The sequence below is a fragment of the Ruminococcus sp. RTP21358st1_G6_RTP21358_211008 genome, from assembly GCF_040908885.1.
In the GTDB taxonomy this organism is placed as follows: Bacteria; Bacillota; Clostridia; order Lachnospirales; family Lachnospiraceae; genus Blautia_A; species Blautia_A faecis.
This window is the reverse complement of record NZ_JBDGDM010000042.1, coordinates 1-23681: the sequence shown is the minus strand read 5'-3', so window position 1 is coordinate 23681 and position 23681 is coordinate 1. Positions and strand designations below refer to the sequence as shown.

Below are 23681 nucleotides of genomic sequence, written 5' to 3'. Positions count from 1 at the left end.
GCTTTATTTTACTATGATGCATTGTGAAATTTAAAAGCCAATAATAAAATTTATCATATTAATAATATGTGCCAGTTTCTCAATCGGATTGGCTACTTTCTCCAATTTAAATAAATTCTATCTAACACTAATTCACACAAAATATTCTCTATTTTTTATAATTATCTTCCAAATCCACTTTATAATCTTCCAGATCCATAAGAAAAATCTCATAGCCTTCATCACTCATGCAGAACAGCTTTCTTATGGTATTGCAGACCAGCCCGATCATATCCGCATCCCCTTTCAGAAATGGAATGATATTGTCGATAGCTTCCATCGTATCATTTCGGTTGCCTTTATCAAACATTGCGGTCACTAAGCATTCATCTGTATCAAAGTTCATTGCCAGATTCATCATAATTCTACATTTCCCTTCTTATGTGCTTTGGATTTTTCAGTTGCCATTTCTTTCTGCTCCTGTGCTTTTGCTCTTGCCTGGAACTCTTTTAACGACTGCAGCACGGATTTTTTCAGTTCCCCTTTTCCACCCTTTGCAGGCTCTTTGTTTTGTTCCCGGTTCGATTCTACTGATACGGATTCTTTCTTGAATGGTGTTTCTGAAACTTTCTGTTTCACTTCCACGGTCTGTTCTGCCTCCTGCACTTTTCCATGTTTCTCATTCAGATACTTTTCCATGTCATTGATTGCTTTCTGTACCAATGGGCTTTCCTTATAATGTGGAATCATATCAATCAGATCCCTGTCTATCCTGTCTCCACTCATGAGTCCGTATTCCCCGGAATAATCCTCATCCCCGTCCTGCAGATCAAAACCAATCCCTTTGATTCCATGCAGGCGTTCTGCCGGAATACTTTCATAGATTTTGATTGCTTCTTCCAGAGTAAGATTATTATGGTACTCACCCATGACCGGGAACTCCATGCACTCTGCTACATAGAAACTGATCGTAGCTTCTGGCTGTTCCTGTTCTGATTGTCTGGTAAAGATAGAAAAGGTTTCTGCATTTTCTAAACGGGAGAGCAGTGACCGGGCAGTTATCACATCACTGTCTATATCAGATTCTTCCGATACTTCAACCAACCAGTCCTTTAAACACCCTGTTTTCTTATTCAGAATGTCCTCTGTGATTTTCTTCACCTGTTCTTCCCTGTTCTCAACGATATCTTTATATTCGTAAGTGTCATATTCATAGCTGAAATTATCTAAATCCACCGCCAGCTTTTCGATTTCCTTCTGATCAAGATAGGCTTCTGACTCTTTCATATATTCTGCCAGAGTGATTCTTTCTTCTGCGATAGGATTGATGTCCACCTTAATACCTGCCATTGCTATACCATGAGCATTTAATTCATTGAAGAAACTGTCCTCCCGGATATTGCCACGATAAGAAAGCACCACATCAAGGTCAGAATCATCTCTGTAAAGTTCCTCTCTGCTTCTGGAACCATGCACCCTTGCTGCAAGCAGCTCTACTTCATTTTCTAATCCCATATCTTCCAGAATACCCTGTGCGTGATACAAGACACCCCGTTCCACTTCTGCCCTGCTAAGACCATTTAATGCTGCTTCATCTCTTCCAATCTCAGAAGTCGCACGAAGCTCACCTGACTGTAGTAAATCCTTTGAATGTTGGATGGTCATTGCCTCAAATTCTTTATAGTCCACTTTGACACATTCCATATCATCCATTCTTTCACTTTTTAAGATTTCATAAGTAGCTTTCTGAACAGATACTTTGGGATCGTCATAATCATTGGAATGGATTTCGTGCAGGTCAGAATCATAAAAAATATAAAAATAGCCTTCTTCCGTTGCCTGTACGGTCAGATACCCTTTGCTCTTGGTAAACTGCATTACAATTCCCTCACAGGTATCCACTGCTCTTTTCCTGTCATAATCCTCAAAAATACTTGGTGGACAATTCTTTAATAACTGTGCCAGCTGCATCTGCCGTTCGCCTGCTTCTTCCACTTCTGCCATCAAATCCTCATAGTCAACGGGAACTGCATTTTCCAGGGACATTTCTTCATCTTCCAGAATATCTTCCATTGCCTGCTGCATAGAAATATCAGGATTGTCATAGGCACCGCCGTCGATCTCATCGTAATCCAAAGCATAAAAGGTATAATCATAGCCTTCCTCTGTTCTCTGGATTGCAAAATACCTATCGTCAATCTTATATGCCAGTTCATCCGGTTCCAGTTCCGGCATAAGTCCTTCCACAGAAATCCCTTTCTCCTGCAGATATTCTGAAATAGCTTCCAATGCTCCTGCATCATACCCATTCCAGAGATCTTCTGCGACAAGCTGACCATGTTCCGATACGATAATCCCTGCCACATCTGAACCATACTCATCATGTTCCATGAAGAAGAACTTCTCCCCTGCATACTCTCTTTCATCTACTGTATGCCAGGTTCCTGCATGTCCATCTGCTTCAAATCCTCTGGTATCTGCTGTAATGGTGACTTCCGCTTCATCTAATGCCTGTTCAATCTTCTGCATACGGATCTCTGCCCTTGCCATATCAATAAATCCATCTAACACCGCTGGGTGGCTTTCTATCACATAATCCTGATTCAGATTCTTCCCCTGATTGATATTTTCCGGGATTTCGATATGTTCTGCCCAGTCTTTGTTCTGTTTGGAAAATCTGCCGTCATAAGAAAGTTCCCGAAGTGTATTTGCCATAACAAACGTCATACGTTCTTCTCCAAACTGTTCCAGCACTTGTTTTGCGACATCTTCCTTTAAATGCAGCCCGTCAAAATTTAATGCGATTGCTTCCTCGATTGCTTTCTTACAATCAATATTTAACTTTCTGGAATCCAGATAAGCATCTACATCCCGTTCTTCCATTGCCTGAGCAAGTGTTCCTTTATAAACTGGCGGATAGGCTCTGGTATGATTATTTTCCAGCATCTCCATTCTCTGCTGTACAAAGTCCGGAAGTTCCTCAAAGCCGAAAGAATCCACATAATAAGCCTTTGTCTCCGCCGTCCGGTTTATAACTATGACGTCGCTTACCGATAAGGAATGTCCATGAAAATCGTTCGGGCGGTTGATATTAAATCTCTCAAAAATATCCTCTAATGTGATCGTTGGTGTCCACGGAGCCGCATACACCATCCTGTAGTCTTTCCCCTCAATGGTATAGCCTAATTTTTTAGCTGATTCAAAACCCATAAACTGATAAGTATGCTCTCCGCCCGTATCCATCTGATAGATTGCAAAACGACCGCTTTCTCCATGAAAAAGCAAAGTTTCATCAATCTTTTCCGCACTGTCCTGTTCCAGTTTTTCCTGTCTGGTGGCAGATGCTTCTTTTTCTTCATATTGCATGATATTTTCTCTTTCCAGCTCATGCATCTGCTCCTCAATGTTCCCAATGATCTCTGCAGATGTTTTTCGGATGGTATCCATTGATGCTTTCAACGCCTTCATATCCCTGCTCTCGCACCAGCTGGCGATATAGGTAAACGAATATTCTGAAGTATCCAGACCAAAATGGTTGCAGACAATATAAGCGATACTTTCTGCTTCCACTTCCTTTGTTGTTTGGTCTTTTAAGACGCCTTCCACATCCATTACTTCCCGGTCATGCAGCAATGCGTGGCTCACTTCATGGACTCCGGTTTTCATCGTCTGTACATTACTCATATCTTCCTTTATCGCAATATATTTTTCTGTCTGGTGATAATAGCCTTTTGCATCCCCTTCCACATTCATCATGCGGATCGGTACAGGAGAAATATTCTGCAATGCCTGCATAAACGTATCATAAAACTGTACACTTCCGGTAAGCTCCGGTACCTCCAGTTCTGCGATCGGTTCCCCCTCTGTCTGGCTGACATCAAACACTGTCGTTACACGGAATCTCGGTATCACCATCTCCACGATCTCTGTTTCCGGCTGTCCATCATCCCCGATCACAGGCTCTTTTGTTACCGGGTCGATCTTTTCAATCTCCTGTTTCTCCCGTATCGGTGCTGGTGCGATGATCTGGATTCCTTTCTCTCCACGTTTTACATGACGGTTAAATTTCTTCTGCCATGCCTGATAGCCTGCCACCAGTGTTGCTTCCGGTTTCTGCATGGTGATCAGCAACGTGTTATTAAAGCTGTAATTGTGGAACTTTGACATGGTATTCAGATATTCGGTATATCTCTCCGAAGTAAAGATTTCCTTTACTCCCTGTTCCAGCCGTTCCGATATTTCTTTTAACTGTTTTTCTATATTATTTGCCATAAACAAACCCTCCATTTTATGTCCCCGCCAGAGAAAACTCTGACGGGAAATCTTTTATAACTCCTGTTCATGTTTTTTCTTTGCAGCTTTCTGTACAGATGGCTGTTCCGCTGTATTCTGCTGTGCCTTCTCCTGCTTTAAGCGTTCCAGAATAGACGGCTTAAGGATTCTGTCTGCTGTTTCCGGAAGTTCTTTTTCTTCTATGGCATCCCTGCTGTCTGTGCTGCTTCCTTCTCTGCCAATATCCTCATCTGCCATAATCGTCTCATTACCCTTTTCATCCATGTTCAGCAGGGCATTTAACTCGGATAATCGTTCCATCTTTTCATTCAGCTCTGCTTCTTTCGGGAATGGCTTCTTTACCTCTTCCTGTGCAGTAGCAAGCTGCTGTTGTACAGTTTCCAATTTCTGCTCACTTTCCGTCAGTTTCCTGTCGATAGAAGAAAGGGTGTTATGGATACGCTGCATATTTCCTATCGGGTCTTTTCCAATCTCCAGCTTATAAGAGCATTTTCCTTTGACCGTCAGTTCAAACGCATTGGAGAACATATTGTAGGAAGCAGATAACGCAAACCCATGATATTCCCCGACCTTTCCGCCGGTGCTGACAGTTTTTAACCCTGCACAGGCGGCGATCAATGCCTCGCCTGCTTCTTTCTTATCTTCATAAAGGACATTCCCTACCGTCATGGCAAACGTGTCATTATCCTGTAAATCCACGCTTTTTACTACCTGCGAATCCACCTGCATCCCGGCAATCCGCTCTTTCAATGCACTGATCTGTACCGGGAAATTCTTTGCAATATCGGATTCCAGACGGTAAATCTGACTGGTATGGTTTGCCTTTAGAAGTTTCAGCTTACTCACCTGCACATCCAGATCCATTTTTTCCTTAATGTACGGATTGCCTGTAGCAAGTGCCTTGATCTCTGCATAGGACAGTGCCGTATCATCCACATCTTCACAAGCCCTGACCGGGGATTTACTGGTCATGATCTGGCTGATGAACTTCTGCTTATTCTCCAAAATCTGCCACATATACGCATCAAAAGTATTTTCCGTCACATACCGGAATATCTTTACTTTGTCATTCTGGTTTCCCTGTCTTAAGATACGTCCTTCCTGCTGTTCCAGATCAGTCGGTCATTTTTTGCGGACAGTTCATACATGCTATCCTTTTCTGTTCTCTGCTCCTGCGTTTGCTCTCGTTTGATTTCTCCCTCCGTATCTTCTTGGCACAAGCAGGACAATACCTTGATGCACCAGAGCCCGGGACATATTCAACGCCGCACACCGTACAATTTTTAGCGGGCATTGCTGCCCACCGTTTTGTAGGTATGATATGTAATTCATCGACAAAGCCGATGAATTTATAGTAAATCTTGATTTCCTGCTTCACTGTTCCGTCTGCCATCTTCTCACGCTCCGAAACAAGTATCTTGTCTATGAGTGCGTTTATAACTGTTGCATCCAGTTCTTTTAAGCCTTGATAATTTCGGATAAGGGCGAGGAAGTCACGGATTCCCCGTGATTTCTCGTAGCTTTCATTAAGAGTTTCCGTCACCTCTTTCAGCCTTGCTTCAATTTCAAGCTGCTCTTTCTGGTATTTCCCCGACATCATCTCAAAATTCCGCTCGGTAATACGCTCCATGACCTTATCCTCGTAGAGAGAGGAAAACAGCCTGTCCAGTTCCGCAAGGCGTTTGTTCAGCTTCTTACGTTCTTTCTCTAATGCTTTCGCCCTGCTCTGGTCTGTTTCCGTGAGCCGCTTTTCTATGGCCCTGACCGCCTTTTCATCATTCACTGCCATATCCGCAAAACAGTTGATGTCGGCAAGAACGGCATTGAATAAATCCCTTGCTTCTATATTGTGGGCACTACACTCGCTTCTTCCGTTTCTTGCATAATTATTACATGAATACTGTACACAGTCGATAATCTCTGGGCGTTTCCTCCTGTGTACGTTCATTGCCCGCAGAGCACATCCGCAGTCCACACACTTGATAACGCCTGCAAAAATATTTACAAATCCTCCCTTGTTCTGTGGAAGCCTACGACTTGTAATAAGCTGTTGGACAATATCAAATTCCTCCTGCGTGACTATTCCCTCATGGGTATTGGGTATCACTTCCCATTCTTCGGGCAGCTTAGAGGGGCGTTTCTTGCTTTTCATATTGGCGGCAATCCGTTTGTAGCCTACAAGATTTCCCGCATATATCGGGCTTCTTAAAATGCTCCTCACGCTGTTCCCACTCCAAATATAGCGTTTGTCCTCGTTCCCCTCAAAATGACGTTCAAAGCCTGTTTCGCCACGCTCCGCCGCATAAGCGGCAGGGCGTAGGATATGCTGTTTATTAAGATGTCTGCAAATTTTGGCAACTCCATTCCCTTTTAATGCAAGGTCGAATATCTCTTTTACAACATGTGCCACTTTATCATCTATCAGCAGATGGTTGTGGTCGGCAGGGTCTTTGATATAGCCATAAGGGGCGGTAGTTCCCATGAATTTCCCCTGTTGAAACCTCGCCCGATATGCCGATTTTATCTTAACAGATATGTCAGCGGCATACATTTCGTTTAAAATGTTGCGGAAAGGCGTGATGTCCATAGCAGATTTATTCAAGGTATCTACGCCGTCATTGACCGCTATATACCTCACGTTATGCTCTGGGAAGAAAACTTCCAGATATAACCCACAATCAAGATAGTTTCTCCCCAGACGGGATAAATCTTTCGTAATCACGCAGTTTATCAGACCGCTTTCAATGTCTTTTATCATATTCTGGAAACTTGGTCTTTGGAAATTTGTACCAGAATAACCATCGTCCACATACGTTTTTGCTATGTGCCATCCCTGCTTTTTCACATAATCCGTGAGGATGGATTTCTGTGTCGCAATGCTCGCACTCTCGTTATCCGTACCATCGTCTTTAGATAAGCGGCAATAAATGCCGACTAAATAGATTTTCTTTTCTTCTTTGATTCCTGCCATACTGTAAAACCTCCGTATCTGTCCTATCTGTTTTCATGTCCCATTGCGTACATTCTAAGCGGACAGCCCCTCATTGTCGAAGGTGTCGCCCTCGGCAATCTTCTTCCGAATATCCTCGGAGATAATCGGGACAAACGCTTCTGTAACGGTCTGTGTGCCGACATATTCACGGCTGATTATCATCTGCACTGGTGCTTTTGGCACGATACGCTTTCTCTTTTTATCTGCTTTCTTATCCTCGCCCATACTTAAATCTTCCTTTCCAGACAGGGCAGGGAAGAGTTTGGAAATGTCCCCGCCCTGCCAATCAGATACCATTAATCCTCGCTGTTTAATTCTTTCTGTAATGCTTTAAGGAGTGCCGCCGCTTCATCAGCGTTCAGCGTGATTCCCTTGCCGCACTTTTCACGGTTCGGGGAAAAGCTGCGGATGTCATACTTCGGCTCTTTCCCATTCCATGAAATGAGATTGATTTCCTTTGTGTAGCCACTGTCGCCCGTAGACAATACTGCGATTTCCTTTACGATTTCATACTGGATTTCTCTCATTCTCCATACCTCAACTCTCTGTATTTACTTCCCGAAAAAAGAAGATTAGCGGCTGTCACGGTTGCGTTTCCTCTGCAACTCACGCTCCAAAAGTTTGATGATGGTTTCCTCCATCTGCTTCGGCGTTGTGTTCTTCGGAAAGTATTTTTTCAGCTTGCTTGTGTTGATTTTCAAGGTTTCTTTCTGGTTGCCCTTTTCCTCCGTCATAATCGCAAATATCGTATCCATGTCAAGCCGCCCGCTCTGGCTTAACTGTTTCATCCGCTGTGCCTGTGAGAGTGAGGGCGTTGCTTCTTCGCTCTCCATCGTGGCAAAGAGGTTTTCCTGCTCGTCTTTCTTCAAGAAGGACAGTTCCACCGCAGGCGTGAGGGCGATTTTCCCCTCGTCCACCATCTGCAAAATCGGCGGTATCAGTTCCGTCAGGCGGATAAAACGCTGCACGGTCATCCTGCCCACGCCGAAGCCCTGTGCCACCTTGTCGTCCGTCCGCAACTTCGTCACAACTTGTGACGAGGTTAAGTCTGTGCGGAAACCCTGCCGCTTCATGGCTTCGGATTTCATCTTGTAAGCAAACGCCCGCTCCGATGGCAGGATATTCTCACGCTGCAAATTGCTGTCTACAAGGGTGATGATGGCTCGGTCACGGTCTAAGGGCAGGACAAACGCAGGCACGGTATTTATCCCTGCAAGTTCAGAAGCACGGACACGCCGCTGTCCTGCAATCACTTCATAACCGTCCCCGTCCTCTTTCGGGCGTGTGATTATCGGCGTGACAATGCCAAATTCCTTGATGCTTTCCGCTAACTCTGACAGTGTTTCATCTTCTGCCACATGAAACGGATTGTCGGGGAACGGGTACAAGTCTTTGGTCTTTAACACCTTAAAATCCTGTTTCTTCATTCACATATCTACCTTTCTTTCGCTCTGCTTCTATGATTTTTCTGCAATTCTTCCAACACTTCGGGCGGTATTTTTGACAGCAGCCGCCCCATCTGCTCGTTGGTTCTCTGCAATTCAAATATCTTCTGATTCGCTTTCTGCACCTTTAGTTCCTGCTCGTACTTTTCATCACGCATACGCCCCGCATAGTCTGATTCCTGCCCAATTCTCTCTTTCAAACTGTCGATATACGCCTGCTGTTTCCCGATTTCCTTAGAGAATTTCTCCACGTCTGGCAGCCATGCAGAGAGTAAATCTAACGCTTTATCCCTTTTCTTCCCTGCGTTAAAGGCGTTGATGTCGGATAGGGCAGACACGATTTCTTCATACTGTTTATCAAGCCTGCCGCCTAATTTATAGAGCCATGTGGGGACGTGTTTCCGCTTGGTTTCCATTGAGGACTGCCCCCGTTCAAGCTGATTCCACCGTGAGGACATCCGCTCATGGTAGGCGGTCTGCCACTCGGATAATGATTTCTGGTTGCCTAAGATAGCTTTCGCTGACAGCTTATTGTCTGGCGTAATCGGCACAAAGCAGAGGTGCATATGGGGCGTTCTCTCGTCCATATGGACGACAGCGGAGAGGATATTCTGCTTTCCAACACGCTCCGAAATGAAGTCAAGAGCCGTCTGGAAATACGCTTTTTGTTCTTCGGGCGGTAACTGGTTCATAAATTCTGGTGAAGCTGTGATGAGCGTTTCCACCATCATCACGCTGTCTTTCCTTGTCCTGCACCCCGCTTCGGCTACCATGCGGTTAATCTCTTTCTTGTAGGTGTACTTTGGTGGTGCTATGAGATGGTAATTGTTTTTAGAGCGTTCCATATCTATATCTGGGTTGCTTTTGTAGGCTTCTTTCTTCCGCTCGTTGTGGCGTTCACAAGCCGCAACGCCGCCCGCTTTTCGTTTCTGGAAACGCAGGATTGCATAAGGCATAGGCGGATTCCTCCTTTCTTTCGGCGGGTGACCGTCCTTTGGGGTGACAGCGGTGACGGTGGTGACAGCAGTTTTGGGATACCCCCTGCCGACTGCCGCAACTGTCACCCTCACCCCCTGCATGACGGTCATGTCGATGATGACGGTGTTTTTGGGATACCCCCCTCGCAAGAGCCGTCACCGTCATGCCGCCATTCTTTTATCCGAAGCCGTAAGGCGTAGGATAGCAGGGCACAGCCCTGCCTTAAGGGAGTCCAGAGGGAACGTCTGGCACACGACTTTGCAGGGCAAAGTGTAGTGTGTTACACCCTGTAAACGCAGTCGGAAAAATCGGAATGATTTTTCTGACCGCAGGGGTGGTTTTACACGACCGAAAAGGGCGAGTAAATCTCACGCCTGCATTTTGCGTTTACGGGGTGTTCTCCCGTAGGGATGACAGCGGCAGGGTATCCTAAAATCACTGTCACCACCGTCACTGCTGTCACCCGCAGGGCAGAGCCGCCAGCTTTACATGGCTTTAAGCGTCAATGACAGTAACAGGGGGGTATCCTAATATCGCTGTCACCACCATCACCGCTGTCACCCGCCCTCCTTGCAAGGGCAATCCGCCTGCCGTCTTTCCTGCGGCTGTACTGGTAGCAGATACGGTTCTCGCTTAAAAATGTGGTGCGGTATTCATTCAGCCATTTCGTAATCACCGTGGGTATGGTTTCCGTTTCCCCCATAGCGGCTAACAGTTCCGTTGCCGTGCCTATCCATTCTTCCTTATCCCTCATAAAATCCACCAACCGAAAAAGGACATCTGGTATCGTTTCTTTCGCAAGCTGCTCCTGCGTTTTCCGCTCCACAAGCTCCCAACGGCAATCACGGAAACGCAGCGTGTATTCCTGATAAGGCGTGTCCCTGCCCGTCACATACAGCTTGGCGGTGTCAGACGCACGTTTCTCCTTTTCCAGAACAAAGGTAGCGTCCGCACTCCCCGTTAATCCTGTCGTCCCAGACACCTTGTTGAACACGTCGCTGTCATTCTGCTTTCGGATGTGGTGTACGACAATGACCGCCAGAGAGTGCCTGTCGGCAAAGTCTTTGATGAGGGAGATGTCCCCATAGTCGCTTGCATAGGCATTGTCTTTTGAAGCTGTACGGACTTTCTGCAAGGTATCAATGACAATGAGCCTGCTGTCTGGGTAATCTTTCAGATAATCTTCAAGCTGCACGATAAGACCGTCTGACAGCTTGCAGCTTGCCACGGCAAAGTGGAGCCGCCCGCTTGCTTCGTCCGTCAAACGAAATAACCTGTCCTGTATGCGGCAGAACGTGTCCTCAAGGCAGAGGTAAAGCACATCGCCCTCCATTGTCGGCATATCCCATAAAGGGATTCCCTGCGACACGCATAAGCATAGCTTCAGCATGAGCCAGCTTTTGCCTATCTTCTGTGAGCCGCAGAACAGCGATAAGCCTGTCGGGATAAGGCTGTCCACCACAAAGGATGGTTTCTCAAGCGGTTCATAAAGGAGCGTTTCGGCGTTGACTGTCTGTAACTTCTGCATGGCTTTCCTCCTTTCGGGCGGTGTCTTTGTTTTCGTTGCACATAGGCGTTGACCTCCTTAAAAATAGATTTACTCCCACGGAAAAAAGTGAGAGTATGTAATGCCGCCAATCCCACACAAATAAAAAACAGATTTCTTTTTCGGGCGGTGTCGGTCACGGTTGGAGATATTTCTTCAATTTCCGCCTTTACTTTCTCCTTTGCAATCGCAACAGATTTCTGTATTGCCGAAGCGGTGCAATGCTCCATAGCGGCGATTTGGTAAAAATTGAACTCATACTCGTAGTAGAGCAGGAAACGCCGCCTTTGTATCTCTGGAAGGCTCCCAACCGCCTTATAGAGCGTTTCATTCCGTTCTTCCTCAACCATGCGTTCATCAAGGCTCTTAGGCACACGCAACGCCCGTCTGTAAAGGGTTTCGTCCCATACCTCGTTAAACTCCCTGTGCCGCTCGTCCCATTAGAAAAGATTCCTGTTCCTGCGCTCCATCTGCCGAAACTCCATAAAGAACTGTTCCGACACTTCCAACTCGTGGGATTTGCCCTGCCCGTCCTTAAAGCTGATAAAATACCTTGTGCCGCTTTCCGTGGATTCCTCCCGAAGCGTGTATGCCTTAACCCTGTATGCCATCCTGTTGTCCTCCTGCAAAAAATGAGTGAGGGGATTTCCATCCCTCACCCAGTAGCCCGCAGGATGGCAGGCTGTTTTAGAAGCTATAAAATTTTCCGCAGCTTCTTCCGCAGATGGTCTAACCTCGCATAGATGGCACCAGTCGTCAAATGCACAAGCGGGGCAATCTCCTTTGTGGAATACCCCTGCATTTTCAGCAGGACGATTTTCAAGGTACGCCCGTCCACCGTGACTAATACTTGATAGAGATTTTCGCTCTCAATCTCTTCCAGTAACTCCGCAACCGTACCCACTTCCGCCTGCCGCTCCCTGCCTGCCATGTCCTCAAGATATTCCGCAACGTCATTCGTCCATCGGTAAAACCGCCTGTTGGAATTGAAGTCTGCCCTGTCCGCCATGCGTATCTGCTCAATGGTCGCTTCATCAACGCCGCACTCACGCAGCAGCTTTTCCTCCGCTTCTTTCCAGATACGCCATTTCCTGTCCTCCCGTCCGTGGTTGTATGCCATTCTTACTTCCTCCAATCAGAATTGATTGAGAGGGCAGAGAAAAGCCCCCTCATCTTCCCAAAGGAAAAAACAAGGGGGCTGAACGCCTTAAATTTTAATTTTCTATTATCTTTCTTAGTTTTATTAGGATTCTGGCTTTGCGTTTGTTTACAACGCTCTGGGTTATGCCCAACCTCGCCCCGACTTCACGCTCGGAAAGTCCGTCAAAAAAGATTGCCTGTATCAGCTCCTGTTCACTATCCGACAGCAAAGGCAGGGCGGCTTTCAGCCTGTCCACCATGACCGCATTGACAACGGTTTCTGCAATGTCCACCGCTTCATCAGTGATAAAGTCCAGAGGATTCCCCTCGCTGTCCGTAAATCCGTCGAGAGATAGCAGTCTATTCTTTGTATCTAATTTTTGCAGATAACGCCACCGTTCCTTGTCACGGTAGAAGTCTGTGTATTGCTCCCTCACGACTTCAAGCAGACAGCCTTGAATGGGGATAAACAGCTTGTCCATATAGGTCTGGTCGGATTCCCTGCAACGGCAGAACTCCGTGTAGGATAATTCCACATAGCCGCCACTTTCTCTGATATATACCTTTCTTGGTGCATATTTCACCATAAATACCTCCCATCTGAATTTTTGAAATGTAAAAAATCCAGATGGAGAGGCGGAGAACGACACCGCATATCAGAAACAGCCCTACGGCACTTTCCAACAAAAATCGACAAAAGAAAAACCGCAAAGGCTCTGTGACCTTTACGGTTATAGGAAATAGTAATTCTATTGTATGGAGATTGTACTTCTACTTTCAAGGTGAGAAGTACCGTTGCACTGGCAGAAATTTTTTTAACTGGTTTCCTGCCGTTCTCTGATATGCTATGTATTGATAAATTTTGCTTCGTATGAGCAGATAGATAACTGCCCGAAAAAAGGACATAAAAAAATCCCTCCAAATTTAAAAACAAATTCAGAGGGTAATTTAGGGTATAACAAAATAACCCACCCGAATATCGTTTTTTTTATTTGGTGAGTTTGTTCTTTCAAATACGAAACAAAAAGAGCCGATGATTCGTGAATTGTTCCACAATTTCATCGGCTCTGCGTCTTAAGCGTCTGGCTCTTTGATGACAGTTATCTTCAAGTTGTCAACTTTAATCAATCTTTCTTGTCTGCATTTTGGACAATAAAGGGGATAATTCTCCAAAACAGTGTCCTTCCTAATTTTATTACGGGTTTTGCTCCCACAAACAGGACACAATATCCATTCGCATTTCATCATAATTAGTCTCTAATCCTTTCAAATCTCATTTTATATGACTTTTGCAAGCTGTTAAGCTAACTTGTGGAACATATGCCGAACCTTATCTATACGGCTATTCGGGCGGCGGGGTTGGCAAATAAATTTACCAATAGCTGGCTGGTATCCTTTTAACTCTGTCAAGCAGACTCCCTGCCCATTTGTGAAATAAGTTAAATCGTTCCTGTATTCTTGAATACATCTAGCAGGGATTTCTCCTTTCAGAATGACCTCGTCATTCTTTATCTGAGTACTTACAATATCTGCACAATACCTTGGAGCATCATGATACGCCCGTGAGAGATATTCCTGCGGTGCATAAATTTCAAAGTGGAGATATGGCTCTAATAGTTCTGTCCCTGCTTTTTTTAAAGCCTGCTCCAATACGATAGGGGAAAGCAGCCGAAAGTCTGCGGGGGTACTTACAGGACTATAATACAATCCATATTCAAAACAGATTTTACAGTCTGTCACTTTCCATCCATACAGCCCCTGCTCGCAGCCATAAAGAACCCCCTCCATAACCGCATTTTGGAACGATTGATTTAAATATCCAAGTGAAACTCTGCTTTCATACTGCACTCCGCTTCCAATAGGGAGCGGCTCTATGGACAACCCGACAGAAGCCCAGAAAGGATTTGGCGGGACTTCTATGTGGATGGTATATTCTGCTTTTCTAAGCGGTCTTTCCATATATATAACAGTAGGCTCTTTTATTTCTGCCTCCACATGATATTTTTCCTCAAGGATGGCACAAATGACTTCCATCTGCACATTCCCCAAAAAAGAAAGTATAATCTCATGCGTTGTAGTATCCACATAATATTTTAAAAGAGGGTCGCCATCTGAAATTTCTGTAAGTGCCCCAAGCAATATTTCCCGCTGTTCAGATTTCTTTACTGCAATCGTTGTTTGGAGCATAGGGAGAGGATTTTCAATAAATTTTCTCTGCGGCAACAGTATTTCGTTCCCCAAAATACTGTTTAGCTGCAAAACATCATTTGGTAAAATTACAATATCACCAGAGCAGGCTGTATCGGATGAATATAATTCACCGTTTGTCGGAACACACATCTCTGTGATTTTTATTTTCTCTTTTTCAGATATTCTAATAACATCCCTCAAATGCAATGTTCCGCTATATATACGCACATAAACAAAACGCCGCCTTTTCTCTGAATATTCAATCTTAAAAACCTGCCCGCATAGTTCAGATTGACCTTCAGGCGTTGATGAATAAAATTTACTGGCAATTACTTCTATAAGCTGCCGAATCCCCAGATTGTTTTTAGCGCTTCCGTGATAAACGGGAAATAACGTTCCGTTTTGGAATCTCCTGTTTTCTTCCTGTTCCAGTTCTGACATTTTAAACGGTTTCCCTGACATATATTTCTCTAATAGTTCATCGTTTCCCATAATTACCGCATCCCACTGTTCCATATCGTCATTGTCCGTTACATTTATATGGGGATGCTGCCCAACCTTTTGCTTCACTATAATTTCCGAAGAAAGCTTTGCTTTCATTTCCCGATATACCATTGGCAAATCAATCCCCTCTTGGTCAATTTTATTGATGAAAAAAATTGTCGGAATCTTCATTATCTGTAGTGCATGAAACAGTATACGGGTCTGTGCCTGTATGCCATCCTTTGCAGAAACTAATAATACTGCTCCGTCTAATACGGATAAAGAACGGTATACTTCCGCCAAAAAATCCATATGGCCTGGCGTATCTATAATGTTGACTTTTACATCCTCCCACTGAAAAGATGTCACTGCTGTCTGGATAGTGATTCCCCTTTGACGCTCCAAATTCATTGTATCTGTCCTTGTTGTGCCTTCATCTACGCTCCCTAGTTCTGCAATTGCACCACTGGTATACAATAAACTTTCCGTTAATGTTGTCTTTCCTGCGTCAACGTGAGCCAGAATGCCTAAGTTAATTATTTTCATGTGATTTTCCTCCTATCAACACCCAAAAAAGGGCATAAAAATACCCAGTGATAAATACTCCTATCACTGGGTAAATAACTCCAATAGCCCCAAAACACTTATATGTTTTCGGGCATATAAAATTACATGATAAAAGTATTCTTAAACTGGGTACAAAAAACTAAGCCCCATATTAAAAGTGAAACGGGACTGCTACTTTTTGTTCCCACTATCAAATTGACAGTTTATTTAAGAATACCTTGCCGCATATTTATTAACTCCTTGTATAATACTGAATCTAATTATATTCCTTAACCCTTTATTTGTCAAGCTGACAAACTAAAGCAGAAAAAGCGGCAGGATTTCCCCCTGCCACTAATCATCTGTTTATGCAAAAATAATTTCCTTTTCCACAATCTCCCTCGCACAAGCCCTTATGTTATTGAGGCATCCTGTCCATTCTAAGGCGTTTTCTGCCTTTAGCTGTTCCGTTATGCCCTGTGCCTGTTTCATACCCTCTATGAGCCTTTCAAAGCGTTCCTGTGCCTGTCTGTTGATGTCGGCAAGGTAGGCGTTTAGCCTGCCGCTTGTAAGAAGATTGGTGTATGTAACTTTACGGTACTGTTTTAGATAATCTAAATGCCGTTGCCCCCAGATGCCTATTGCCTGTTCTTCTTCGGCGGGTACAGTTAAGCACGGTATCAAATAATCCCCTTGCCTTTCGTATTTGCCGCCCAGTTCCTCAAATAATGATTTTGCCATTGTCTGTTACCTCCACATTCTTTTTTATTTTGAATGTCCGCAAAATCCGTCCTACATCAGACGGCTTCCACGGACAGTCAAGGTGATGGAGGGCAATGAGCCTGTCCTGTACGTTGGTACCAGCACCGAGTTTTGGAGTGGAACCCATAAGGATTCTCACCTGCCCGGCCCGTACCTTTGCAAACAAATCTGCTTTCTTTGTCTCCGTGTTGTATTCATGGATAAACGCAATCTCTTCTTTCGGGATTCCCCTAGCAACCAGTTTGTTTCGGACATCATCATATACATTGAAAGTCCCATCCCCTTTTGGAGTAGACAAGTCACAGAAGATCAGCTGTGTTGTCCGATCTGCTTTTCCCTCGTCCCATACCTGAAAAGCATTTTCCACACAGGTATTGACCTTGCTTTTTTCTGCATCCGGAAGGAGTTCATTTAATAGCCTCTGATCCAATGCACATTTTCTTCCGTCATTGGTAATCTTGAGCATGTTGTCCACCGTTGGATTCACAAGACCGGCTCTTACTTCTTCCGCACGTTCCGAAAAGGCACTGACCATTTCCTGCTGTTCTTCACTTGGCTTCAAGACTTCATTGATAAACTCTGCTTCCGGTACGGGAAGATTCAGCATATCCGAAGTCTGAATATCCGCAGCTTCCTTAAAAATGGAGATCAGCTCCGAAAGATTGAAAAAACGGGCAAACCGTGTTTTTGCACGATAGCCCGTTCCTTCCGGTGATAATTCAATTGCGGTTACTGTCTCCCCGAACGTTGCCGCCCAGGAATCAAAGTGTCCCATACCCATACGCATGAGTGTATCATACTGGAGATAACGCATGATAGTGTAAAGCTCCGTCATACTGTTTGATACGGGAGTACCTGTAGCAAAGGTGATCCCTCTGCCGCCGGTCAGTTCATCCATGTACCGGCATTTCATAAACATATCCGAACTTTTCTGTGCATCCGTCTGTGAGATACCCGCCACATTTCTCATCTTTGTATATAGGAAAAGATTTTTAAATGAATGGCTTTCATCCACAAACAGCCGGTCTACACCCAACTGTTCAAAAGTTACCACATCATCCTTTCTGGTCTGGTCATTGAGTTTCTTCATCCTCGCCTGCAGACTCTTCTTTGTTTTTTCCAACTGCTTGATGGTATAATTCTGCCCTGCCTGATGTGCCGCTTCTTCAATGGAAAATGTAATATCTGCAATCTGATCTTCCAGCATGGCAATCTGACGTTCCCTTGAAAGAGGGATTTTCTCAAACTGTGTATGTCCGATGATCACCGCATCATAATCCCCTGTCGCAATACGGGAACAGAACCGTTTTCGGTTTGCCGGCTCAAAATCCTTCTTTGTTGCCACCAAAATATTTGCTCCCGGATAGAGGCGTAAGAAGTCACTGCCCCACTGCTCGGTCAGATGGTTTGGCACAACATAAAGATTCTTCTGTGAGAGTCCCAGCCGCTTTGATTCCATACCGGCTGCGATCATCTGGAACGTCTTTCCGGCTCCTACGCAATGAGCCAGTAACGTATTATTTCCATACAGCACATGAGCCACTGCGTTTTTCTGGTGCGGCATCAGGGTGATCTCCGGATTCATGCCAACAAACTGAATATGGCTTCCATCATATTCCCGTGGACGGATGCTGTTAAATCGTTCATTATAGATCTTACAGAGATCTTCCCGTCGGTGCAGGTCTTTAAATATCCACTCCTTAAATTCCTCTTTGATCAGCTCCTGCTTCTGCTGTGCCAGCATCGTTTCCTTCCGATTTAATTCCCGGTGTTCCCCATCGGCATCCTGTACCGTGTCATAAATCTTGGTATCTCTAAGGTTTAAGGCATCTTCCAAAAGGCGGTAGGCATTGGCTCTCTGTGTTCCATATGTGGAAGTAACAAGGGCATTTCCGTAGCTGTCCACATTTTTTCCCATAACATTCCACTGTCCGGTCACTTCGGCATACTGGACTTTGACCTTGCTCCCTACATAATATCTTGGTGTATGGAATGTTTCTGCCATGAACCGTGTAATGTAATCCTCGGAGATCCAGGTTGCCCCAAGTCTTGCTTCAATCTCTGATGCATCCAGATCTTTTGGCTGTACCTGCTCCAAATACTGCACATTCACCTGATATTCCGGGTGATCTTCTGCAAACTGTTTTGCAATCTGCAGTTTCTCCCTCACATTTCCAGAAAGATATTCATCCGACGGCTCCCATTTTTCACTGATCGGATTCTTAAAGATCACCCCTGCCAGTTCTTCGGTAAGCTCTGCTTCTGTTTTCCCGGAAAGCTGTGCCATATAGGAAAGTTCAACACCTGCCCTCTCACCAATGGAAACAGCAAGGGCTTCACTGGCAGTATCCACAGAAGTCACCGTTTCTGCCCGGCGGATCGTCCTTTTGGTAAAAATATCCGCTTTCCGTTTCAGTTCTCCCTTATCATCCAGAAATTCCAGAGAAGTCAAAAGACAATAGCTGCTGTCCTGACTAAATGCCCGCTTATTGGCATTGCTGCTGATAAGACCATATTTTGCTGTAAAGGTATCGTATTCTTCATTGAGTTTTCCCTGCAGCTTTGTGATCTGTTCATCGCTTCCCTCTTCCATCTGGCACTGGATCAGTTCATTCGTAATATCACGAATCTTCACCATCCCTTTGACACGTTCCGCTGTCATTGCCGGAAGCTCCATGCGGTTCATCACAGAGTTTTCCCGGTAATAAACTTCATCATCTACCACAGTAAAACTAAAATTCTTTACCTCCGGGTCTGCCGGGATAGAGACAACATCCTCCTCCAGCTCTGTATCCGAAAGTTCCAGTTCCGTGATCGTACCATGGATATTCTGGACAGCTTCTTTTAATTGTTCTTCTAAGGTAATTCCTTCTTTTGGTTTTACGGTCACTTCCTGCTTTCCATACTGGGTACTTTCTGTAGTAAACTCACCAAGCACCATTTCCGGATGCTCTGCAAAATAAGCATTGACTGAATAGCCTTCCGGTGTTTCCTTTAAATTTAACCATTCCGGTTCCTCAATGGATGCCCTGTCCCTTTTCTGGAAAAACAGAATATCAGAAACAACGCTGGTATTGGCATTTCTCTGGAACGCATTATTCGGTAATCGGATGGCTCCAAGCAGTTCTGCCCGGTTTGCGATATACTGTCTCACTGCCGGGTTCTGCTTATCCATCGTTCCACTGGAAGTTACCACTGCAACTACACCGCCCGGACGGACCAGATCAAGGGATTTTGCAATAAAATAATCATGGATCATAAAATGATGCCGGTCATATCTGCGGTCACTGACCTGATACGCCCCAAATGGAACATTGCCTATCACACAGTCAAAAAAGCTGTCCGGATAACTGGTTTCCTCAAATCCCTGTACTGCAATCTTGTTTTTCTGGTAAAGCTGTTTTGCGATTCTTCCCGAAACCGGGTCGAGTTCCACACCGTACATATTGGCTTTGCCCATACTCTCCGGGATCAGTCCCATAAAGTTACCGACACCACAGGACGGCTCCAGAATATTTCCCTGTTTCACTCCCATATTTTCCAGTACTTCATACATACTTCGGATCACGGTCGGGGACGTATAAAAAGCATTTAAGGTCGATGCCCTTGCTGCACTGTATTCTTCCGGCGATAAAGTATTCTTTAATTCCAGATACTCATTCGCCCAGCTGCTGTTACTCTCCTCAAATGCCTGTGGGATACCACCCCAGCCAACATAACGGGATAAGATTTCCTGTTCTTCGGGTGTTGCCAGACGTTCTTCTTTCTCCAAAGTCTGTAACAAATGGATGGCTTCCATATTTGCTTTATACTTTGCTTTCGGACCGCCTGCTCCAAGGTCATTATCCTGAATCCGAAAGTTATGCGGTTCTGTTACAATCTTTTCTGCTTCCGGTTTCAAATATGGCTGGAATTCTCCTTCATATCCAAACAGTTCATTTTCTCCGGGAATATAATTGCGTCCGGTTTCCAGGCACCGGAACACATCGGCAGTTGGTGCATTGCTGACTGCATAAAACTCATCATAAGAATACTTTGGGAAATCTTCTGTATGATAGGTCGACAGATGAAGTTCTGTATTGGAACGGGTCTGTGCAACCAGATCTTTTCCCTCTAGTCCTTCCGGCAATACCCCTACTGCTTCAAAATGATACCCTTGATATGCAAAAACACCTTCATCCCAGGACTCCGCCAATTCTTTTGCTGTTTTAGCTGTTACCTCTTCTTCTGGTTCTTTCTGTTCCTGTCCCTCAGAAGTTTCTATTATTTCCTGCTCCTGACTCTCTGAAATAGATTCTTTGGCAGTAACCTCTTCCTCTTCTATTTCCTCCACATCTGACATATCTACTACGGTCGGTTCTGTCACTGCCTTCGTATCCAAGAAATCAAACATGGTCATCTGGTGTCCGGATGATTCCACAAAAGACGGTTCTGCTTCCGGTGTCGGGAAAATCGTATAGGTTCCTTCTGCATACTGGTGGAGTTCTGAAAGAAGTTCTGTTTTCTGCTGGTAGTTTGTCCCATACGCTTCAAAATCCAATGGAAGAGCTGCCAATGCTGCATCCATCTTCTGTAACAGTTCCTCTGTCTGCTCTGGATTCTCTAATACTGCCTCCATTTCTTTTCCTGGTTTTTCCCAGAAGAAATCATCCGTAAATGGTCTGTCTATCTCTTCCGGCAGACGGTCATAAAAGCGGAGTACCTTATTTGCCATCTGCTCCCGTTCATATTCCGGCATACGAGCATAATCTTCTGCCTGCAGGAACTGGTCATTCTTGATCAGATAAGCTACTCTGTTTGCAACTTTATTCCAGGATAATAAAATTGACGTATATGGATTCCCATAAGCACCTCTTGCAAGAAACAATCCTTTTCCATCATAGTTTGCGTGTGAATCATCGGCACCAGACAGTGCATGACTGCTTCCACCGATCCCATACTGTTCCTTGATAAAACCTGTCCTCGATCTTTCATCTTCATGAAGTAGATAAAAGGAATACGTCCTAAGCCTGCCCTGCGAATACGCTCCACCTCCTGCAAGATAAGCATCAATCTCATCCTGTGTAATGAACATCGGATGTTCTTTCCAGGCAAAGCCGTCCCTAGCCTGATAAGGAATCACCTCATCCGCAAACTTTTGAAACTGCTTTGAGATATTTATAGGATTATAATGATGGAAACGCATAATAGAATGATTTTCTTCATAGGCTTCTGCCAGTGCATCCAGTCTTTCATTCAGTTCCGAAAGCCACTGGGGATCCTCCAGCTTTTCTTCCAGATAATCCGTGATCTCCGGATAGATACTGCGAAGATGTGGTAAGTCCTCTTCGTCAAAAACAATCTCCGCTACTCCTTCTGCCATATCCCCTTTCATATAGGCAAGAGCCTGGGCGTGTTCTTTTACTGCATTACTTCTTGCCGCATCCAATACAGACTGCGGTGCATATTCACCCTGGTCTAAAAGCTGATGGATACGTCCGCTGACATCTTCCCATGATAAAAATGCCTTATCTAAGATATGGTCTGTAACCGTATGCCCTACTGCGATCTGCATCCCGGTTTCATCAAACCAGACTGAATATTCATTTCCATCAATCTGAAAACCTTTTCCACCTTTACGGTATTCACGCTTCACAAACTCCGTATATTCCTCCGGTGTCTGTTCACTCATGAAATTATAGATGATCCGGAGCTGGCTGGCTTTCCGGTTTCCTCCTGTCCGTAAGATCTCATCAACAACTTGCTCTGGAATCGGAATTTCTCCGGCATAAAGGGCAGCTGCCCTTTCCTCGATCTGCCGTCTTTGTTCATTTGCGGTGGGATATTCGGGCAAAGATAAAGCAGAGGCGATCTCTTCCTCTGCTTTACTCAATCCATCTTCTCTTGTATCTTCGACTAACTGTATACCAATTCCGTCAAGATGCTCTCTTCCGCTGTTGCCATCAGTGCGTTCATGTGTGCTGTCCATGCCATCGGATCTGCTTCCTTGTCCGGTGCCGGACTCTTCTCCAGTAATTTCTCCATCTGGCTGTCCATTCTCTCCTGTGCTGCTTTCTCGATCTGTTCCAGATGGCTGTTCAGCTTCCCGGTCAGAAACAGGCTCTGATAAAGGCTGTTCTTGTGTTCTTTCAGAAATGTCCTCCGCAGCATCCCATATTTCCCGATCGTCACTTCTTCCTCTTCGACGGTCAGATTCGGAAACAGGTAATCTCCCTTGCGATGATATGTCAGTTCCATAATCGTTTCCTCCTTCATTTTCAATATTTTCTTCTTTTTTCGTTTCTGCATCCTGATCTTTAATTTCGTGCATTAACGTGGTAAAGTTATTATAATTCCTTTCATTGGATTTTTCAACCTCTTTTCTCGCTTCTTCCAGAGAAATTTTATGTACGGTCTTTCCAATATCAATCAGAATACTCTCACTGAGCTGGCTTGCCGCATTTCCAAGGAAGGTGAGAACTGACAGACGGTTATAATCTGTGATATGCATGAAGTCCTCTTCTTCCAGAAGTTCCATCGGGTCAAGCCCGCATCGCCTGGAAAGCAGATAGTAAACACTGTCTGTTGCCAGCTGACGAAAATCACTGCGGATCGTCACCTCATCCAGATCTTCCAGATAAGTACCTTCTACAGCATATTCCAATCCATCCAGGTATTCCTCCAGATTGTCATTGACCATTTCCCTTGCGACCGCCATCAATGCGTCCTGCAAAGTTGCCGCATCCTTTTCTTCCAGAGCATAGACTTCTGCCAGATGGGTGAGGATCTCTTCTCTCTGGTGTTCCTGCATCTTCCAAAGATATGGGCTTCTGCCTCCGGCTACCATGTGGGTATCCGAAATATCAAACACATAACGAAGTTTGGTATTCTGCCAGGTTTCATCAAACAAGGCAATTCCTCTTGCACCACGATTTACCCAGCGTAACATCTTTTCATTCCATAGTTCCAGTGATGCACAGGCTGTTGCGTCTGGACGCTGTGCATGGATCAGAAGCTGGTCTGAAAAAGAATAACGATATAACCTTGATGCTGTGTCCATATAATCCATCCAATCCCCTGGCGAACTGCTCACTGATACGGCATGTTCCTGCACCAAGTTTCGGATGTCCTGTAGTTTAGACATTAAACTTCCCTCCTATCAATAAAAAAACAGCCCACTCTTTTTTAGAATTGGCTGCATAAAATGTACTTTACTTTTCGGAGAGAAAATGCTATATTCTAATTGAAAAGAGTAACCGCCCACAAGGTGGATGATATGATACCTCTAAAGTAGACAGATTAAATATAAAAATCTGTTACTTTGGAGGTATTTTTCATGCCAAAATCA

15 protein-coding genes and 2 pseudogenes are annotated in these 23681 nt (G+C 44.8%); all 17 read right to left on the bottom strand.

The window, feature by feature from the left end; all coding sequences use genetic code 11:
* Window positions 1-148: 148 nt before the first annotated feature.
* The 17 genes and pseudogenes from AB5Z12_RS15355 to AB5Z12_RS15275 all read right to left on the bottom strand — a co-directional run bounded on the left by AB5Z12_RS15355 (window position 149) and on the right by AB5Z12_RS15275 (window position 22591).
* A complete protein-coding gene (locus tag AB5Z12_RS15355) occupies window positions 149-400 on the bottom strand; it encodes a transposon-transfer assisting family protein (protein WP_117739739.1) in 252 nt (83 codons plus the stop codon).
* Window positions 397-4251 carry a DUF3849 domain-containing protein gene (locus AB5Z12_RS15350; RefSeq protein ID WP_173727772.1) on the bottom strand — a complete coding sequence of 1285 codons (3855 nt, stop codon included), beginning with the start codon at window positions 4249-4251 and terminating at the stop codon, window positions 397-399. Before AB5Z12_RS15350 ends, AB5Z12_RS15355 begins: the two co-directional genes overlap by 4 nt.
* 54 nt (window positions 4252-4305) lie before the next feature.
* A complete protein-coding gene (locus tag AB5Z12_RS15345; RefSeq protein WP_368368698.1) occupies window positions 4306-5289 on the bottom strand; it encodes a helicase in 984 nt (327 codons plus the stop codon).
* Between the two features lie 97 nt (window positions 5290-5386).
* A complete protein-coding gene (locus tag AB5Z12_RS15340) occupies window positions 5387-7243 on the bottom strand; it encodes a recombinase family protein (protein ID WP_001820670.1) in 1857 nt (618 codons plus the stop codon).
* A gap of 54 nt (window positions 7244-7297) precedes the next feature.
* Window positions 7298-7561 carry a hypothetical protein gene (locus AB5Z12_RS15335; protein ID WP_000253176.1) on the bottom strand — a complete coding sequence of 88 codons (264 nt, stop codon included), beginning with the start codon at window positions 7559-7561 and terminating at the stop codon, window positions 7298-7300.
* On the bottom strand, window positions 7561-7791 hold the full coding sequence (locus AB5Z12_RS15330) for a YdbC family protein (RefSeq protein ID WP_001206986.1): 231 nt from the start codon (window positions 7789-7791) through the stop codon (window positions 7561-7563). The genes AB5Z12_RS15335 and AB5Z12_RS15330 overlap by 1 nt, the downstream gene beginning before the upstream one ends.
* Before the next feature lie 45 nt (window positions 7792-7836).
* The gene (locus tag AB5Z12_RS15325; RefSeq protein WP_000743700.1) at window positions 7837-8691 is read right to left on the bottom strand and encodes a ParB/RepB/Spo0J family partition protein; all 855 of its coding nucleotides are present in this window, start codon (window positions 8689-8691) and stop codon (window positions 7837-7839) included.
* A gap of 8 nt (window positions 8692-8699) precedes the next feature.
* Entirely contained in the window at window positions 8700-9665 is a 966-nt protein-coding gene (gene mobV / locus AB5Z12_RS15320) for a MobV family relaxase (RefSeq protein ID WP_001820668.1), read from the bottom strand.
* 524 nt (window positions 9666-10189) lie between these two features.
* Window positions 10190-11215: an AAA family ATPase gene (locus AB5Z12_RS15315; RefSeq protein ID WP_001170964.1), complete on the bottom strand. Its 1026-nt coding sequence runs from the start codon at window positions 11213-11215 to the stop codon at window positions 10190-10192.
* A gap of 154 nt (window positions 11216-11369) precedes the next feature.
* A pseudogene (locus AB5Z12_RS15310) lies at window positions 11370-11844 on the bottom strand (RNA polymerase sigma factor).
* Window positions 11845-11927: 83 nt separating this feature from the next.
* The gene (locus AB5Z12_RS15305) at window positions 11928-12353 is read right to left on the bottom strand and encodes a sigma-70 family RNA polymerase sigma factor (RefSeq protein ID WP_000323895.1); all 426 of its coding nucleotides are present in this window, start codon (window positions 12351-12353) and stop codon (window positions 11928-11930) included.
* A 94-nt stretch (window positions 12354-12447) separates the two neighbouring features.
* Window positions 12448-12957, bottom strand: coding sequence for a sigma-70 family RNA polymerase sigma factor (locus AB5Z12_RS15300; protein ID WP_105116765.1), 510 nt, complete (start codon window positions 12955-12957; stop codon window positions 12448-12450).
* A gap of 490 nt (window positions 12958-13447) precedes the next feature.
* Complete coding sequence (locus AB5Z12_RS15295; RefSeq protein WP_002779755.1) at window positions 13448-13621, bottom strand: cysteine-rich KTR domain-containing protein; 174 nt, start codon at window positions 13619-13621, stop codon at window positions 13448-13450.
* 51 nt (window positions 13622-13672) lie between these two features.
* Window positions 13673-15592, bottom strand: a complete 1920-nt coding sequence (tet(O), locus tag AB5Z12_RS15290) for a tetracycline resistance ribosomal protection protein Tet(O) (protein WP_000691758.1) — start codon at window positions 15590-15592, stop codon at window positions 13673-13675.
* A gap of 366 nt (window positions 15593-15958) precedes the next feature.
* Window positions 15959-16333 carry a TnpV protein gene (locus AB5Z12_RS15285; protein WP_001129922.1) on the bottom strand — a complete coding sequence of 125 codons (375 nt, stop codon included), beginning with the start codon at window positions 16331-16333 and terminating at the stop codon, window positions 15959-15961.
* Window positions 16314-20654 (bottom strand): annotated as a pseudogene (locus AB5Z12_RS15280) (SNF2-related protein); the annotation flags it as partial. The gene AB5Z12_RS15285 and the pseudogene AB5Z12_RS15280, both read right to left, overlap by 20 nt.
* A gap of 1595 nt (window positions 20655-22249) precedes the next feature.
* Window positions 22250-22591 (bottom strand): TnpV protein, encoded by a 342-nt coding sequence (locus AB5Z12_RS15275; RefSeq protein ID WP_208893078.1) that lies wholly within the window; start codon window positions 22589-22591, stop codon window positions 22250-22252.
* Between the last annotated feature and the right edge of the window lie 1090 nt (window positions 22592-23681).

Bases quoted from the DNA above. Each gene is read 5' to 3' on its own strand.
- AB5Z12_RS15295 (WP_002779755.1), bottom strand. From the start codon at position 13,621: ATGATGAAATGCGAATGGATATTGTGTCCTGTTTGTGGGAGCAAAACC.
- AB5Z12_RS15350 (WP_173727772.1), bottom strand. From the start codon at position 4,251: ATGGCAAATAATATAGAAAAACAGTTAAAAGAAATATCGGAACGGCTG.
- AB5Z12_RS15345 (WP_368368698.1), bottom strand. From the start codon at position 5,289: ATGTGGCAGATTTTGGAGAATAAGCAGAAGTTCATCAGCCAGATCATG.
- AB5Z12_RS15330 (WP_001206986.1), bottom strand. From the start codon at position 7,791: ATGAGAGAAATCCAGTATGAAATCGTAAAGGAAATCGCAGTATTGTCT.
- mobV (WP_001820668.1), bottom strand. From the start codon at position 9,665: ATGCCTTATGCAATCCTGCGTTTCCAGAAACGAAAAGCGGGCGGCGTT.
- AB5Z12_RS15305 (WP_000323895.1), bottom strand. From the start codon at position 12,353: ATGGCATACAACCACGGACGGGAGGACAGGAAATGGCGTATCTGGAAA.
- AB5Z12_RS15335 (WP_000253176.1), bottom strand. From the start codon at position 7,561: ATGGTATCTGATTGGCAGGGCGGGGACATTTCCAAACTCTTCCCTGCC.
- AB5Z12_RS15355 (WP_117739739.1), bottom strand. From the start codon at position 400: ATGATGAATCTGGCAATGAACTTTGATACAGATGAATGCTTAGTGACC.
- AB5Z12_RS15340 (WP_001820670.1), bottom strand. From the start codon at position 7,243: ATGGCAGGAATCAAAGAAGAAAAGAAAATCTATTTAGTCGGCATTTAT.
- AB5Z12_RS15315 (WP_001170964.1), bottom strand. From the start codon at position 11,215: ATGCAGAAGTTACAGACAGTCAACGCCGAAACGCTCCTTTATGAACCG.
- AB5Z12_RS15325 (WP_000743700.1), bottom strand. From the start codon at position 8,691: ATGAAGAAACAGGATTTTAAGGTGTTAAAGACCAAAGACTTGTACCCG.
- AB5Z12_RS15275 (WP_208893078.1), bottom strand. From the start codon at position 22,591: ATGGAACTGACATATCATCGCAAGGGAGATTACCTGTTTCCGAATCTG.
- AB5Z12_RS15285 (WP_001129922.1), bottom strand. From the start codon at position 16,333: ATGGCAAAATCATTATTTGAGGAACTGGGCGGCAAATACGAAAGGCAA.